The sequence below is a fragment of the Pectinatus frisingensis genome, assembly GCF_014076555.1.
GTDB lineage: Bacteria > Bacillota > Negativicutes > Selenomonadales > Selenomonadaceae > Pectinatus > Pectinatus frisingensis.
Genome location: NZ_CP045424.1, coordinates 2,830,610 through 2,844,148, shown reverse-complemented (window position 1 = coordinate 2,844,148; position 13,539 = coordinate 2,830,610). Strand labels below are relative to the sequence as shown.

The following is a 13,539-nucleotide window of genomic DNA, read 5'->3' as shown; positions in this document are numbered from 1 at the left end:
TAAAAAATTAAATTTTATAACACACATTATAACATATATGTTATAAAGATGACAAAGTGTCAATATAGATGGTATATGGTTTTAACTGGTGTATTTAATTAAAAATGCAGGAATTAACATAGATAAGTTTAATATAAAAGTTAGTAATAATGTTTTTGTGGATAGATTAAGGTGGTGCTGACATGAATGTCCGAGAACGGACGGAAGAATTGGAATACAGGATATTATCGATTGATGCAGCAAAGAGCCGTGAGGCAAACCGTGCGAAAGAAGAGGCAAAATGTCCTTTTCGTACGGCTTATCAAAGAGATCGTGACAGAATATTGCATTCTAAATCGTTTCGTCGTCTTAAACATAAAACTCAGGTATACATTACGGCAGGCGATCATTACCGAACACGCCTGACACACAGCTTAGAGGTAGCACAAATATCAAGGACTATTGCGCGGGGATTGCGATTAAATGAAGATTTGACAGAGGCGATAGCATTAGGACATGATGTAGGACATACTCCATTTAGTCATGCGGGTGAAGCGACAATGAATTCGTTAGTAGGACATTTTTCTCATAACGAACAAAGTCTGCGAATGGTAAAATATTTGGAAAAAGATGGGCAGGGGTTAAATCTGACAGATGCCGTAGAAGATGGGATTTTGAATCACACCGGGAAAAAGGCACCGTGGACTCTGGAGGGGCGTATCGTTAAAATAGCTGATAGGATAGCTTATTTATGTCATGATTTTGATGATAGCCTGCGTTCCGGATTGCTTCATAGGAATGATTTACCGCAGATAGTCGTTGATACATTGGGGGAAAATCATTCCAGCATGATAACCGGAATGGTTAGTGATATGATATTGTCATCCGAAGGTAAACATGATATTTTATTATCAGGTCATATGCAAAACGTAATGCAGGCATTTCGGGATTTCATGTTCGAAAAAATTTATTATTCCAAAATATTGGCTAAAGAAAGAGAGCAGGCTTGTTTTATAATCGAACAGTTGTTTAAATATTATACAGAGCATTTTGATAAGATGCCCTTGGAATTTAAACAAAGAGAAAAACGCTGGGGCAAACAGCAAACAATTGTTGATTATATTGCTGGATTAACGGATAGTTATGCAGTCGCTGAGTTTAATATGATTTTTGTCCCTCCAGTATGGAATCAGTGGATGGCAACGCATTAAATAATAATATAATGTAGAAGGGATTGTTTTTATGTTACGGTTTTTAACGGCAGGAGAATCGCACGGACAATGTTTGACAGCTATTTTGGAAGGGATACCGGCTGGATTAAAGATAGATATCAATAAAATAAATAATAAACTGGCTCGTCGTCAAATGGGATATGGCCGCGGTGGACGTATGACGATTGAAACTGATAAAGTAGATATTTTATCAGGAATTCGCTTTGGTGAAACTATGGGAGATCCGATTACTTTGCAGGTAAAAAATCGTGACTGGGGAAATTGGATTAAAGAGATGTCGGTAAACGGGCAGCCGTTTGGTGATAAAGTGACAGCAGCAAGGCCGGGACACGCGGATTTAGCAGGAGTACATAAATACGATAGGAAAGATATTCGTGATATTTTGGAAAGAGCCAGCGCACGGGAAACTGCTGCTAAGGTGGCTATGGGATCAGTATGCCAGCAATTTTTGGAAACTTTGGGAATGAGAGTCTATTCACATGTGGTAAACATCGGCGGAATAAAAGCAGACAGAAATAAGATCGATTATACACAAATAGCAGTTAATGATTCGGATTTAAATTGCATGGATGGTGATGCTGCAATTAAAATGCGGGAAAAAATACGTATTGCCGGACAGAATGGAGATACATTGGGCGGCATGTTTGAAATTATCGTAGAAGGGGCACCGGAAGGACTTGGGTCTCATATTCAGTGGGATAAACGACTCGATGGCAAACTGGCACAGGCAATTATGTCAATTCAAGCTATAAAGGCAGTTGAAATAGGAGCAGGAATGGAATATGCCAATAATCCAGGCAGTAAAATGCATGATGAATTATTTTATGATGATAAAAAACAAGTGTATCGTAAAACTAACCATGCCGGCGGTTTAGAAGGCGGTATGACAAATGGTGAAAATATCATTGTTCGTGCGGTTATGAAACCTATCCCAACGCTTATGACGCCGCTGCATTCTGTTGACATAGAAAGCAGACAGGAAGTTATGGCTTGTAAAGAACGCAGCGATGTATGTGCTGTGCCAGCAGCATCCATAGTAGGAGCGGCAATGACGGCAATAACCATAGCTGATGCGGTATTAGAGCAGTTCGGTGGTCATGCAATGACTGATATTAAAGCTGCGGTGGCAAGTTATAAAAGTAGATTGGCAAAACAATGAAGAATATAGCTTTGATAGGTTTTATGGGAACCGGGAAAAGCTGTGTTGGTAAATTGCTGGCGGAAAAACTTGGCTTTTCGTTTATTGATACTGATTTGCTGGTCGAACAACAGGTTCAGATGACTATTCCACAGATTTTTCAGCAGTATGGTGAAGCTTATTTTCGAGAATGTGAAAAAAAAGCGGTAAAACAAGCGGTAATGCAGCCCAGCACAGTTATAGCTACCGGTGGCGGTGTGCCATTGTTTGAGGAAAATCGTGATGTTTTGCAAATAAATAGTGCTGTTATTTGTTTGCGTGCTGAGGTTAAAACGATAATGCACAGGACAAAAGGACGTAATAATCGACCACTGCTTAATTCACAAGAAGAAAAGATTCAATCACTGCTGGACGAACGGAAGCCTTTTTATGCTCAGGCGGATTTTTTAATTGATACAGATGCTCTGTCACCATTACAAATAGTTAATGAGATAATACTATATCTGCGGAGGATGAAGAATTGAAAACGGTGCGGGTTGAACTGGGAAAAAATAGTTATGATATTCATATTGGTAATAATTTAAATAAAACGATAGAAAAATTTTTTTTACAAGGTAAATTTTCCCATATTGCGCTTTTGGTATCTGACAGTAATGTGGGTCCGCTATATGGTGATAAAATAAAAAGGGTGCTTGAAAAGGCCGGTTTTTGCGTGGTGATGTTTTTTATTAAAGCAGGAGAATCATCTAAGTCATGGGATGTAGCAAAGCAGCTTTACACTGAAGCAATTAAAAGTGGTTTAGATAGAAAATCCCCGATAGTTGCCCTTGGAGGCGGAGTGGTTGGGGATATAACAGGATTTATTGCAGCTACTTATATGCGTGGAGTGCCATTTGTACAAATTCCGACAAGCTTATTGGCTTATGTTGATTCATCAGTAGGTGGAAAAGTTGCTATTAATCATTCAATGGGAAAAAATTTGATTGGTGCTTTTTATCAGCCTGAAGCTGTGTTTATAGATCTTGATATGATTAAAACCATGCCAAACAGGGAAATATCAACCGGATTGGCGGAAGTGATAAAATATGGATTAATTTATGATAAGGAATTTTTTGCATATATAGAAAGTCACGTTAAGGAAATTTTTGCTTTAAATAATGAGGTGCTCACATATATTACAGCCAAATCGTGCGAAATTAAGGCTGCTGTGGTAAGCAAGGATGAAAAGGAAATGGGATTGAGAGCAATCTTGAATTTCGGGCACACTATCGGACATGCTATTGAAAGGGAGACTAAATATGATGTTTATAATCATGGTGAAGCAATAGCTATTGGAATGGTAGGGGTATCAATAATAAGCCGTGAATTAGGATTACTTGATCCGACAGTAGTACAGAAAATTCATCATATATTGGAAATATGCCATTTGCCGCAAACATGTCATGCGTGTACTGAAGATGGGATTTATCGGGACCTTTTTCATGATAAGAAAACGATAGGAAAGAAAATAAACTGGGTATTATTAGATGAAATAGGTAAGGTACATCTGTCTGATAATGTCAGTGAACTAATAGTACGTAAAGCAATAAAATCTATATTGGCGTAAAAAAAGTGTCGTTTGAACATCAAAAAATATATTGGAATTTGTTCAAACGACACTTTTTATTTATAAAAATGGTTTTAGGATTATAGACTATTTTGTTCAAATGTACCGAATACGATAGCTTGTCCGTTATCTACCATATGTTGGCCACGAGCCCATACATGTTTCAGCTGAAAATCTTTGTCTACAACAGTGAAATCGGCATCAAACGATTCTTTTACCTGACCTTTTTGTGATAATTTAAGAATATCGGCGACATTGCTGGTGACAAATTTTATAGCGGTATCTGGAGCAATTTTTTCTGTTTTTATCATGTCACGAATTTCCTGCAGCATGGATTTTTGACTGGCTACGCCTACACCGATGGTATTGCCGGTGGCATCGAACAATGGTACACTGCCGTTGCCATCGGAACTCATAGTGATATTGGTAGTAGCAACGCCGTTTTCTAAAGCACGCTTAGCAGCTTGACTGGGTTTTACTGCCTGTACTGAACCGGATTCCGGACTTACGCCGGAAGTTATGTCCATAATGCCACCTTGTTTTGCCCACTTAATACCTTCAATTAAAAGTTGTTGATTACGATTGATATGAGTAGGAATAAATTGTGATTTTGGTATTTCACTATTAGCCGTTATTTCAAAAAGCATACTGAGCCCTGATTTACCGTCTCCTATATGCATATCTACAATACCGGCTTTGGAACTGAGCATACCGCCGACGCGTGCCTGTGCGGCCAGATTTTTATATTCCTGACAAGTCGGCTGCGCTGAACGATGATCGGACATGGCAATTTCACCAGTGCCGATTATTTTATCAATTATAATTATATCACTACGCACACTGCCGGTTATAGTGGGAGTAGGAAGTTCATAGGCACCGGTATACATATAGGCCGATATTCCTTCGGCACATAGGCCGCGTGTTTTAGCTAAAAGATTGATGACACTGCGAGTTGTGCCGTCTGTACCGAGACAACCGACGACGGTAGTAACACCGGATGTAGTGATTTGTGATAAAAGAATTTCCGGTGTTCTGGTTGCAAAACCGCCTTCCCCGCCACCGCCGGTTATATGTACATGACTGTCAATAAAGCCCGGCATGAGGATACAGTCTGTTAGATCAACTATTTGACAGGGATAATTAGTTGGTGCCGTAGCAGTAGGACAGACAGCAGCAATTTTATCGCCGGCAATAAGTATGTTTTGTATTCCCATATCCCGCGGGGCAAATACTCTGGCACCGCATAATAGAGTAAAAAATGGTTTTGTCATAATGAGACTCCTTTCAATTTAAAAAAATAGTAATATGAAATGCATTACCCATATTGAAGCTAATGCATTGATAATACAAATACCGATAATAACCGGATAGTGTTTAGCGTTTACACCGGCAATACCAAGACAGCGGCCAACGTTTTGTACGGGATTGCCCATTAGATAAATAGCAGGAATAAGCATGGTGACCTGCATTGCATTCAGTGAACCGGCGGTATATAAACTAACGGCAATGCCGATGGCACCACCCATACTCAGTAAAGAAGTTATTATTACCATCGCAGCCTGGCCGGGAAGCGCCCAAAGAGCCATTATTGGAGAAAAAGCAATGCCGATAAGTTGCAATAGTCCGGTTACATCCAGTATGCGGATGATTACAAAAGCCATAATTACATTAGGCATGAGACTGGTGGTACCAATGGTAAAACCTCGTCTGGCACCGTTGACAAAGAGGTCTAGTATGTTCTTCTTGGGTTCTGCGGGAGCAGTGTTATTTGCCATTATTGGTACCTCCTGCTAAAGTTTTTTTATATACCATCCGTAAATACAAACGCATAAGATTAGCACCGATTATTTTAAATATAAACATAACCAATATAGGAATGATAATTGGAGTGAGCATAAAACCAAAAACAGCTGCCCCGGAGGAAAAATAATTAGTGATAAATGCACTGGCGCTTGTTTGGTAGGCAATATTGATGGAACGTTCATTATCGGTTATTTTTCCCTCGTCAGCCAGCTCTTTAATCATGCCGGCAGCAGCATCGGTGCTTTGCATATTGGCTATTGTCGATAACATGCAGATACCTGGTATGCCAAGTAACGGTTTTAAGATTGGTGTCATGAGTTTTTGTGCGGCCTTTAATCCTCCAAGCCCGTCAACAATATTTACAATTCCCAATGCCAATATAACGGCCGGTATTAATTCGATTGAAAAAAGAAAACCGTCTCGTGCACCGCTGCCGCCTGCACCACGAAACGTAAAAGCCTGTGCTGTTCCCTGAATTTTACCAAATGTACCGTTTAATGTGTTGAAATCAAAAACCTTGAGCCAACCTTGGCAGGATGAGAAAATACCAGAAAAAAGTATTATGGCAACTGCCAAAGCAGCATAACCCTGCCAGCCAACTTTTAGAGTTGGCTTTTCCTGCTTGTTCATTTTGTTATACCTCCTAAAGTAATAATACATATTTATATATAAGCAATTTTCATGCCAACTTTTTTAGAATAAAAAGTCATCATAGCTGCCATTTGTAATTATAAAAATATCATTAATAATGAATGTATTCCATTGTAGCAGGAATTTGTAATATTAAAGGGGAAATAAAAATATAAAGGGATAATATTACCTTTAATATCCCTTTACGGCAATGAATTTGCATTAAGTGGAGGCATTAAAATTTGAAGACTTTAGTATTTATTGCTATGGGAGAAAATACAGCCGCAGCATGTACACAACAATTGCATAAAATTCTCGGAAGCAGAGTAAATATAATAGCATATACTGTTGATGCTCCTAGTATACCGGTACAGATAAAAGCTGATTTGGTACTTTTTGCCAGTCATGAGGCATATATTCATGCAAAAAAATATTGTCAGAAAACCGTAACTTTAATAGCTCGCCGTTCAATAAACTATCATGAAGTCGGTAAACTTTTTTCAATACCGGCAGGGACTGATGTGCTATTGGTAAATGACTTACCGGATAGCACAAATAGGACAATAGCATTGCTGCAAATGATAGGTATAGATCATATTAATTATCATCCATGCTGCCCTCAAATGACTGATTATCCGCGCTTAACAACAGCAGTTACTCCGGGAGAACGGCAATTCGTACCGGATTTTGTTGAGAACATAATAGATATAAAAACACGTTTGATAGATATAACGACAATTGTCGAAATGCTTTTGCAGTTAGGTTTTTTACATTTATATGCAGATTTTCTGTCAGCGGATTATGTGCGTGATATTATCAGATTGACTAAGGATAGTTATCATGCGGTAAATAAAATTAAACAACTAAGGGAGATTGTTTATCAAAAAAAATTAGAAAATAACAATATAGCAATATATACTTTTGATAAAATTTGGGGAAAAAGTGCAGTGGTACTAGATACGATCGACCGGGCAAAAAAAATGGCATTGTCTGATTCGTCAGTATTGATCGAAGGAGAAAGTGGTACTGGTAAGGAAATTATGGCACAGAGTATACATAATGCTTCGCTATATAATAAAGGCCCATTTGTCGCAGTTAATTTTGCAGCACTTTCTGAAAGCCTTTTAGAAAGTGAATTATTCGGATATGTACCAGGTGCTTTTACCGGGGCCAAACGTGAAGGAGCAACGGGGCTTTTTGAGGAAGCCAACCATGGTACTCTTTTTCTTGATGAAATTGGTGATGCACCATTGCCCTTTCAAGTAAAATTGCTGCGGGTTTTGCAGGAAAAACAAATACGTCGCGTCGGGGGAAATAAAATGATACCAATTGATGTGCGCGTTATCGGAGCAACTAATAAAGATTTAGAAGCAATGGTGATCAAGGGAAAATTTCGCAAGGATTTATATTATCGTCTGAATGTTTTGCCAATTAGAATGCCACCTTTACGGGAACGCGGCCGGGATATTTTGATATTAGCTAAAGCTTTTTATCAACAACAGGCAATGAAGCATAAGAACATAAAATGTACAGCAGAAAAATATTTTCAGATGATTGATCCTATTTTTCTTAATTATAGTTGGCCGGGTAATATCAGAGAATTAGAGAATATAGTAGAATATTTGACAACGTTATCGCCTGATATGCCACCGGACAAACGGATTTTACCATCTAAATTCCATGTTTTTCATGAAAATAAACCGTGGGGAGAAGAACAAAAAAGTATTACAGTAAAAGAATTGAAAGAAAGTATTTATGACGAAGTAGCTAAAGCTAATAGATGGCATATTTCAATAGGGAGAAGGTCTTTAGCTGAAAAATTGCATCAACCAGAAAATCGTATTAGATTGATGATTGAATCATTAAAACAGGATGGATATTTATTTTCACGGCGCGGGCGAGGCGGATTACTTATCAGTAATAAAAAACCAGATACAGACAAGGTAAATTTTTAAATCATTATTGTGAATGGCAATAAAAATACTCTTGCCATAGATTTTATATTACAGCAAGAGTATTTTTACTAATAACAGTATTAGTTAAGCTTGGGCATCGGCAACTTCATTGAGATTTGCCATTAATTTTTCGATATCAATACCATGTGCCATGGCACCTTGTTCAATATTTTCAAAATGGGCGGCAGCGCAACCAATGCAGCCCATGCCGGACATAGCAAATACATCGACTGTTTCAGGATATTTTTGTACTACTTCCATAATGCTCATATCTTTAGTGATAGTCACAATCATTACCTCCCTAATAAGTAATAAACTACGATATTATTATACCACATTTCATATTTCGTTTGCCAAATTTTTCTATTCGAGTTAAAATATTACAATAATAGTTTATAAAGTTTATCTATTTAATGAGAAAGGCGGTATCAAGCTATACTGCTATGTTTTTATTAGGACCTGTACATATATATTGGTATGGATTAACCATTAGCCTGGCTATAGTTATTGGATTATTGATAACATGGGGTAATGTCAAAAAACATCATGAGGATTTTTCTGTAGTTATTGATATACTGCTTTGGTGTATACCATTGGGGATAGTGTTTGGGCGTGGTCTGTATGTTATTTTTCATTGGCAGATATTTAGTGACAGGCTCTTGAACATTTTTTTGCTTAGTGGCGGTGGCTTATCAATATATGGAGCTTTTATCGGTTTTTTATGCGGCACGGTATTTTATTTATATCTGACGGGAAGAAATTTTTGGTACTGGATGGATATATTTTTACCCGGGATGATTGCCTGCCTAATTGTTTATCAGATAGGTAATTTTTGTATGCAAAATACGATAGGAACACCTTTACCGGTAAGTTATGACAATGATCATAGTATTGCAGAGTACATTGATTTTAAACAGAGGCCTACCGGTTTTGAGGGATATTTATATTTCAGGCCGGTGGCTTTATATCAGGCAGTGGTATTGGGTGTTATATTTTTAGTGTCTTTATTACTTACTGCGGTGCAGTTGAAATATTCACGAATTCAGCAGGGAAATATATTTTTGTCATGCATGGTGTTGATCGCTCTATGCCGTTTTGTTTTCGGGTTTATGTATCTTTCAAGCAATACATCAGTAATTTTGCATTCGGGTCAATATTTTGCGCTGATATTAATAGCGTGCTGTCTTATTATTTATTGGTTGCGGCGGCGCGCTTTTCAAAGGGAAAAAACATATCATTATTAAATATTATACATAGAGGATATTATTATCCTACGATAGGAGAGATAATTATGATGGCATTAAATTTTCAAGCCCCCAAGCATGAAAAACTTTTAATGGCTAGAAAGAAAAATTGTACTATATGGTTGGGAGATGTAAGTAAACAATATCCGGAAAATTCATTGGTTTGGATAACTACCGGGGCAAAATTTCAATACAAAAAGAAATTATTTGTGGCTTTTTTAGATAAAGTCCAAGTTAAAAAAATGTCTGAATTGACATCGGAAGATCTTGATCACCAAAATCCGGAAATTGCGACACGTGAAGATTTGATTGCTGATTTTGAGGGTATTTATAAAAAAAGAATTACTATGGATGATACCGTTACCGTTATATATTTTTCAGAAGTATTATAATATGATAAATAATGCCCTTGGTTATAAATACCAAGGGCATTATTGTTGATAGCGTGCCCGGCATGAAGCAGTCTAATAGGTGAAAGTCTCGCGTACGGGTTAATAGTGCCAAGTATATAGCCGCTGCGGACAGTCAATAGATGCAATTTTGCTGGAATTAAGAAAGTACACGACCAGATGGCTGAATTGCTTTTTCATAGCCGATATGCTCAAGAAAATGCAGGAGATTAATAAATGGATAAGGCGAAGAATAAGGATTTATCTATGGGAAAAATGGAAGAAAATTGCGATAAGACCAGAAAACTTTGAAAAATGGAAATTAGACAAGGGCAAAGCATGGAAATATACAAATACAAGATTGGCATATCGGCGTGTAGCTGGGAGCTCAATCCTTAACAGTACACTAACAGATAAATACCTCGGATCTCTGGCTATATGAACATAGCGAAGAAATACGAGGTGTTTTTCACATTACGTTAAGTTATTGAACCCGCCGTATGGCGGTGCAAGAGGGCGGCTATTTAAATAATAACTAGCCGCCCTCTGCCCGATTATTTGAACTAGTTATATAAAAACAACATTTATTCCAGTTCTTTTTTCATCCGCTGGAACTCTTCACTGCTGATTTCACCCTTGGCATAACGTTGTTTTAATATTTCTATGGCATCATTTTGTTGGTTAAAGTTATGGTAATTGCCACGAAATGCAGCTTTGAAAAGCCAAATTGCTGCCATGATTATGAGAATAGTGAATGCCAGGTGAGTTATCAGGCCGAAGCCTGCTCCCAGCCAGCCCATACCGCCGCCGAACGGTCCGCCAAAACCATATCCCATCATATTGATGCACCTCCTCTTTCTTAGATGATATCATTATATAATGATATTGTGAAATTTTTGTGGAAAAAATATGGAAATTTGATGAGTAAAATAGTAAACAATAAATGTGCCATATTAATAATAAAAAACATCAAGAATTATCTTGAATCTGTTTTATAAATATAATTGTATAAAATATAGATGCAGTGGTATTTTTTATTATTTTTCACTTTAGGGGAAGATGTTGTCGCACGTAATCCATTTTTCATTCATAAATATGCAATATTTTGTCATTGCTGTCCGTTATTAGAAATGGTTGTAAATCATATAGTGATGGTGGGATGCATTTTCGAGGACAATGCCGTTCAGTAACCAGTAACAAATAATATTTATAAATTGATAAGTGACACATGATGTGTAATTATTCTAATATTAAAACATGAGCTGTTGCCGATTGTTATAAATATTTAACAATAATCCCGCTGCCAGTACATTGGTTATCAGCGAGCTTACCCCGTAACTGATAAAAGGAAGCGGAATACCTGTGACAGGCATGATACCGATAGTCATACCTACATTCACTAATACATGGAAGGCCAGCATTGAGTTTATTCCAACAGCCAAAAGCATACCAAGATTATCACTTGCCTCACGGGCAATTTTTATTCCGCGCCATAGGATAAATAGAAAAATCAGCAAGACTATCGTTGCTCCGATAAAACCAGTTTCCTCCCCGATAACGGCAAAAATGAAATCAGTATGATTTTCTGGAAGAAAATTAAGCTGACTTTGTGTGCCATGGAAGAGCCCCTTTCCATATAAAAGACCTGACCCGATAGCTATTTTTGATTGAATTATGTGATAGCCGGAGCCCAAAGGATCAATATTAGGATTTATAAATACCATGATGCGCATTTTTTGATACTCTTTTAAAAAATGCCAGATGATTGGCAGACATGAAAGTCCGGCACCAAATATAACGCCGATTATTTTCATGTTGACACCGGCAGCAAATATCATTCCGAAAAAAATTGCCAAAAAAACTAATGCTGTTCCGAGGTCAGGCTGGGTGACGACAAGTGCAAATGGAATTACCATATATAAAGCAACTGGCAGTAATTCCTTAAAAGTATTTAGCTTGCCAACACGATTTTCAAGTAAAACAGCCAGAGAGATTATCATTATTAGTTTGGAAAATTCTGAAGGCTGAAAGCTGATCGGGCCAAGTTGAATCCAACGCTGTGCTCCTAAGGCTGAATGTCCGGCAATATCAACGGCTAAAAGCAAAAGTGCATTGAAGATGTACAGTTTGTTGCCCAGTGGCTGCAACATTCGATAGTCAAATTTCATCATAAAAAAAACCAAAACTGCACCTACCAGTGCGAATATGCTTTGCCGCTGAACGTACCAATAACGTTCGCTGCTGGGGGTATTTATGTGAGTGGCACTGCCTATAATGACGATGCCGATTAATATTAAAATAATGATTGCTATGATCAAAGGGACATCTATACGGCGGAAAAGTCTGCTGTTGGTAAACATTGTGCCCTAATTGCCTCCTGTATATTGTTGTTTATGGTGGAATGTAAAATAAACTTGCTGAATTAAGTTTCGCTTTATATTCTAAGACAAAAGCAGCGGAATGTAAATATCCCGCTGCCTTTTATAATGCGTAGGTTTAGTAAATTTTATTTATCCAGTGAAAGTATGGTTTCACCGCTGTCAATATCAACAATATAAATTTTGGTGTCGGTTAGAAGGGCGGCAGTTTGACGATGATCAGTACGTTTACTTAAAGCGGGTGAACCGGGGTTAAGGAATATAGTATTTCCCCGTTTTTCCAATACGTTAATATGGACGTGACCGCTTACAAATAAATCGGCTTTGAAATGAGCTGCCATAGCATCCTTTTCTTGGTCACTCATTACATGATGACCGTGTGTAGTGACGATTTTAAAACCGTCGATTACAACATAAGTATATGGAGCTTGAATAGGACTATTCAAAACTAATGTATCAACTTCACTGTCACAATTGCCCTTGCAGATGATTGTTGGCATAGGCAGACTGTTTATTTTTTCGGCAAGTTTAGCCGGATTATAATCCGGTAATATAGGATTGCGCGGTCCATGATAAAGAACGTCACCGGCGTGAATTATCATGTCAGCATCTTTGAAAAATTTATCATAAGCAAGTGTGAAACGTTCGACGCAGCCATGTGTGTCGCTTATAATACCGATTTTCAAAAGTATCAGCCCCTTTAAAGATAGTAGATCATAATTTTTTCAATAGATCAGCCATTTCGATGGCACTCATGGCAGCATCAGAACCCTTGTTGCCAGCCTTGGTACCGGCACGTTCAACGGCTTGTTCAATATTTTCCGTGGTCAGCACGCCGAATATTGTCGGTACGCCAGTTGAGAGTCCAACTGCTGCGACACCTTTAGAAACCTCATTACAGACGTAATCATAATGCGATGTCGAACCACGAATGACAGATCCCAGACAAATGACAGCGTCATATTTATTGCTTTGGGCCATTTTTTTGGCGATGAGAGGAATTTCAAATGCACCGGGAACCCACGCTACAGTAATAGCCGATTCATCACTATCGTGACGTGTTAGTGTATCAAGTGCTCCAGAAAGTAATTTACTGGTTATAAATTCGTTGAAACGGGCGACGACGATGCCAAATTTTAACCCTTTTGCAGACAGATGACCTTCAATTATTTTTGCCATATCATT

Annotated in this window: 16 protein-coding genes; 8 read left to right on the top strand and 8 right to left on the bottom strand. The window is 37.9% G+C overall.

Annotation, left to right across the window (positions count from 1 at the left end; genetic code table 11):
* Positions 1-182 precede the first annotated feature (182 nt).
* Genes F8M42_RS13360 through aroB form a run of 4 tightly spaced genes read left to right on the top strand, consistent with a single transcriptional unit; the run spans position 183 to position 3,955 of the window.
* Positions 183-1,190, top strand: a complete 1,008-nt coding sequence (locus tag F8M42_RS13360) for a deoxyguanosinetriphosphate triphosphohydrolase (protein ID WP_182187359.1) — start codon at positions 183-185, stop codon at positions 1,188-1,190.
* 31 nt (positions 1,191-1,221) lie between these two features.
* Positions 1,222-2,370, top strand: coding sequence for a chorismate synthase (aroC, locus tag F8M42_RS13355; protein WP_182187357.1), 1,149 nt, complete (start codon positions 1,222-1,224; stop codon positions 2,368-2,370).
* Positions 2,367-2,873: a shikimate kinase gene (locus F8M42_RS13350; protein ID WP_182187355.1), complete on the top strand. Its 507-nt coding sequence runs from the start codon at positions 2,367-2,369 to the stop codon at positions 2,871-2,873. Before aroC ends, F8M42_RS13350 begins: the two co-directional genes overlap by 4 nt.
* Complete coding sequence (gene aroB / locus F8M42_RS13345; protein ID WP_182187353.1) at positions 2,870-3,955, top strand: 3-dehydroquinate synthase; 1,086 nt, start codon at positions 2,870-2,872, stop codon at positions 3,953-3,955. The genes F8M42_RS13350 and aroB overlap by 4 nt, the downstream gene beginning before the upstream one ends.
* Before the next feature lie 80 nt (positions 3,956-4,035).
* On the opposite strand, the gene iadA is transcribed toward aroB, so the two are convergent.
* The 3 genes from iadA to F8M42_RS13330 are packed head-to-tail and all read right to left on the bottom strand — an operon-like array spanning position 4,036 to position 6,388.
* Positions 4,036-5,226 (bottom strand): beta-aspartyl-peptidase, encoded by a 1,191-nt coding sequence (gene iadA / locus F8M42_RS13340; protein ID WP_182187351.1) that lies wholly within the window; start codon positions 5,224-5,226, stop codon positions 4,036-4,038.
* Positions 5,227-5,244: 18 nt separating this feature from the next.
* Positions 5,245-5,730 (bottom strand): YjiG family protein, encoded by a 486-nt coding sequence (locus F8M42_RS13335; protein WP_182187349.1) that lies wholly within the window; start codon positions 5,728-5,730, stop codon positions 5,245-5,247.
* Positions 5,720-6,388 carry a nucleoside recognition domain-containing protein gene (locus F8M42_RS13330; protein ID WP_182187347.1) on the bottom strand — a complete coding sequence of 223 codons (669 nt, stop codon included), beginning with the start codon at positions 6,386-6,388 and terminating at the stop codon, positions 5,720-5,722. The genes F8M42_RS13335 and F8M42_RS13330 overlap by 11 nt, the downstream gene beginning before the upstream one ends.
* Positions 6,389-6,630: 242 nt before the next feature.
* Here F8M42_RS13330 and F8M42_RS13325 point away from each other — a divergent pair, with 242 nt between their 5' ends.
* Positions 6,631-8,343: a sigma-54 interaction domain-containing protein gene (locus tag F8M42_RS13325; RefSeq protein WP_182187345.1), complete on the top strand. Its 1,713-nt coding sequence runs from the start codon at positions 6,631-6,633 to the stop codon at positions 8,341-8,343.
* 84 nt (positions 8,344-8,427) lie between these two features.
* Here the strand turns inward: F8M42_RS13325 and F8M42_RS13320 are convergent, their stop codons facing one another.
* A complete protein-coding gene (locus F8M42_RS13320) occupies positions 8,428-8,631 on the bottom strand; it encodes a DUF1858 domain-containing protein (protein ID WP_182187343.1) in 204 nt (67 codons plus the stop codon).
* Between the two features lie 125 nt (positions 8,632-8,756).
* Between F8M42_RS13320 and F8M42_RS13315 the strand changes: the two genes are divergently transcribed.
* The 3 genes from F8M42_RS13315 (at position 8,757) to F8M42_RS13880 (ending at position 10,418) form a co-directional block, all read left to right on the top strand.
* Positions 8,757-9,587 carry a prolipoprotein diacylglyceryl transferase gene (locus tag F8M42_RS13315; RefSeq protein WP_182187341.1) on the top strand — a complete coding sequence of 277 codons (831 nt, stop codon included), beginning with the start codon at positions 8,757-8,759 and terminating at the stop codon, positions 9,585-9,587.
* A gap of 47 nt (positions 9,588-9,634) precedes the next feature.
* Positions 9,635-9,979 carry an ASCH domain-containing protein gene (locus F8M42_RS13310; protein ID WP_182187339.1) on the top strand — a complete coding sequence of 115 codons (345 nt, stop codon included), beginning with the start codon at positions 9,635-9,637 and terminating at the stop codon, positions 9,977-9,979.
* Positions 9,980-10,127: 148 nt separating this feature from the next.
* The gene (locus F8M42_RS13880; protein ID WP_182187337.1) at positions 10,128-10,418 is read left to right on the top strand and encodes a hypothetical protein; all 291 of its coding nucleotides are present in this window, start codon (positions 10,128-10,130) and stop codon (positions 10,416-10,418) included.
* Positions 10,419-10,560: 142 nt separating this feature from the next.
* Here F8M42_RS13880 and F8M42_RS13300 read toward each other — a convergent pair whose 3' ends face one another.
* The 4 genes from F8M42_RS13300 to ribH form a co-directional block, all read right to left on the bottom strand.
* Complete coding sequence (locus F8M42_RS13300) at positions 10,561-10,815, bottom strand: SHOCT domain-containing protein (RefSeq protein WP_182187335.1); 255 nt, start codon at positions 10,813-10,815, stop codon at positions 10,561-10,563.
* 411 nt (positions 10,816-11,226) lie between these two features.
* On the bottom strand, positions 11,227-12,336 hold the full coding sequence (rodA, locus tag F8M42_RS13295) for a rod shape-determining protein RodA (protein ID WP_182187333.1): 1,110 nt from the start codon (positions 12,334-12,336) through the stop codon (positions 11,227-11,229).
* Between the two features lie 146 nt (positions 12,337-12,482).
* A complete protein-coding gene (gene yfcE / locus F8M42_RS13290; protein WP_182187331.1) occupies positions 12,483-13,040 on the bottom strand; it encodes a phosphodiesterase in 558 nt (185 codons plus the stop codon).
* A 28-nt stretch (positions 13,041-13,068) separates the two neighbouring features.
* Positions 13,069-13,533: a 6,7-dimethyl-8-ribityllumazine synthase gene (gene ribH, locus F8M42_RS13285; RefSeq protein ID WP_182187329.1), complete on the bottom strand. Its 465-nt coding sequence runs from the start codon at positions 13,531-13,533 to the stop codon at positions 13,069-13,071.
* Between the last annotated feature and the right edge of the window lie 6 nt (positions 13,534-13,539).

Bases quoted from the DNA above. Each gene is read 5' to 3' on its own strand.
- F8M42_RS13300 (WP_182187335.1), bottom strand. From the start codon at position 10,815: ATGATGGGATATGGTTTTGGCGGACCGTTCGGCGGCGGTATGGGCTGG.
- F8M42_RS13350 (WP_182187355.1), top strand. From the start codon at position 2,367: ATGAAGAATATAGCTTTGATAGGTTTTATGGGAACCGGGAAAAGCTGT.
- ribH (WP_182187329.1), bottom strand. From the start codon at position 13,533: ATGGCAAAAATAATTGAAGGTCATCTGTCTGCAAAAGGGTTAAAATTT.
- F8M42_RS13330 (WP_182187347.1), bottom strand. From the start codon at position 6,388: ATGAACAAGCAGGAAAAGCCAACTCTAAAAGTTGGCTGGCAGGGTTAT.
- iadA (WP_182187351.1), bottom strand. From the start codon at position 5,226: ATGACAAAACCATTTTTTACTCTATTATGCGGTGCCAGAGTATTTGCC.
- rodA (WP_182187333.1), bottom strand. From the start codon at position 12,336: ATGTTTACCAACAGCAGACTTTTCCGCCGTATAGATGTCCCTTTGATC.
- F8M42_RS13360 (WP_182187359.1), top strand. From the start codon at position 183: ATGAATGTCCGAGAACGGACGGAAGAATTGGAATACAGGATATTATCG.
- F8M42_RS13310 (WP_182187339.1), top strand. From the start codon at position 9,635: ATGATGGCATTAAATTTTCAAGCCCCCAAGCATGAAAAACTTTTAATG.
- F8M42_RS13315 (WP_182187341.1), top strand. From the start codon at position 8,757: ATGAGAAAGGCGGTATCAAGCTATACTGCTATGTTTTTATTAGGACCT.
- F8M42_RS13335 (WP_182187349.1), bottom strand. From the start codon at position 5,730: ATGGCAAATAACACTGCTCCCGCAGAACCCAAGAAGAACATACTAGAC.
- aroC (WP_182187357.1), top strand. From the start codon at position 1,222: ATGTTACGGTTTTTAACGGCAGGAGAATCGCACGGACAATGTTTGACA.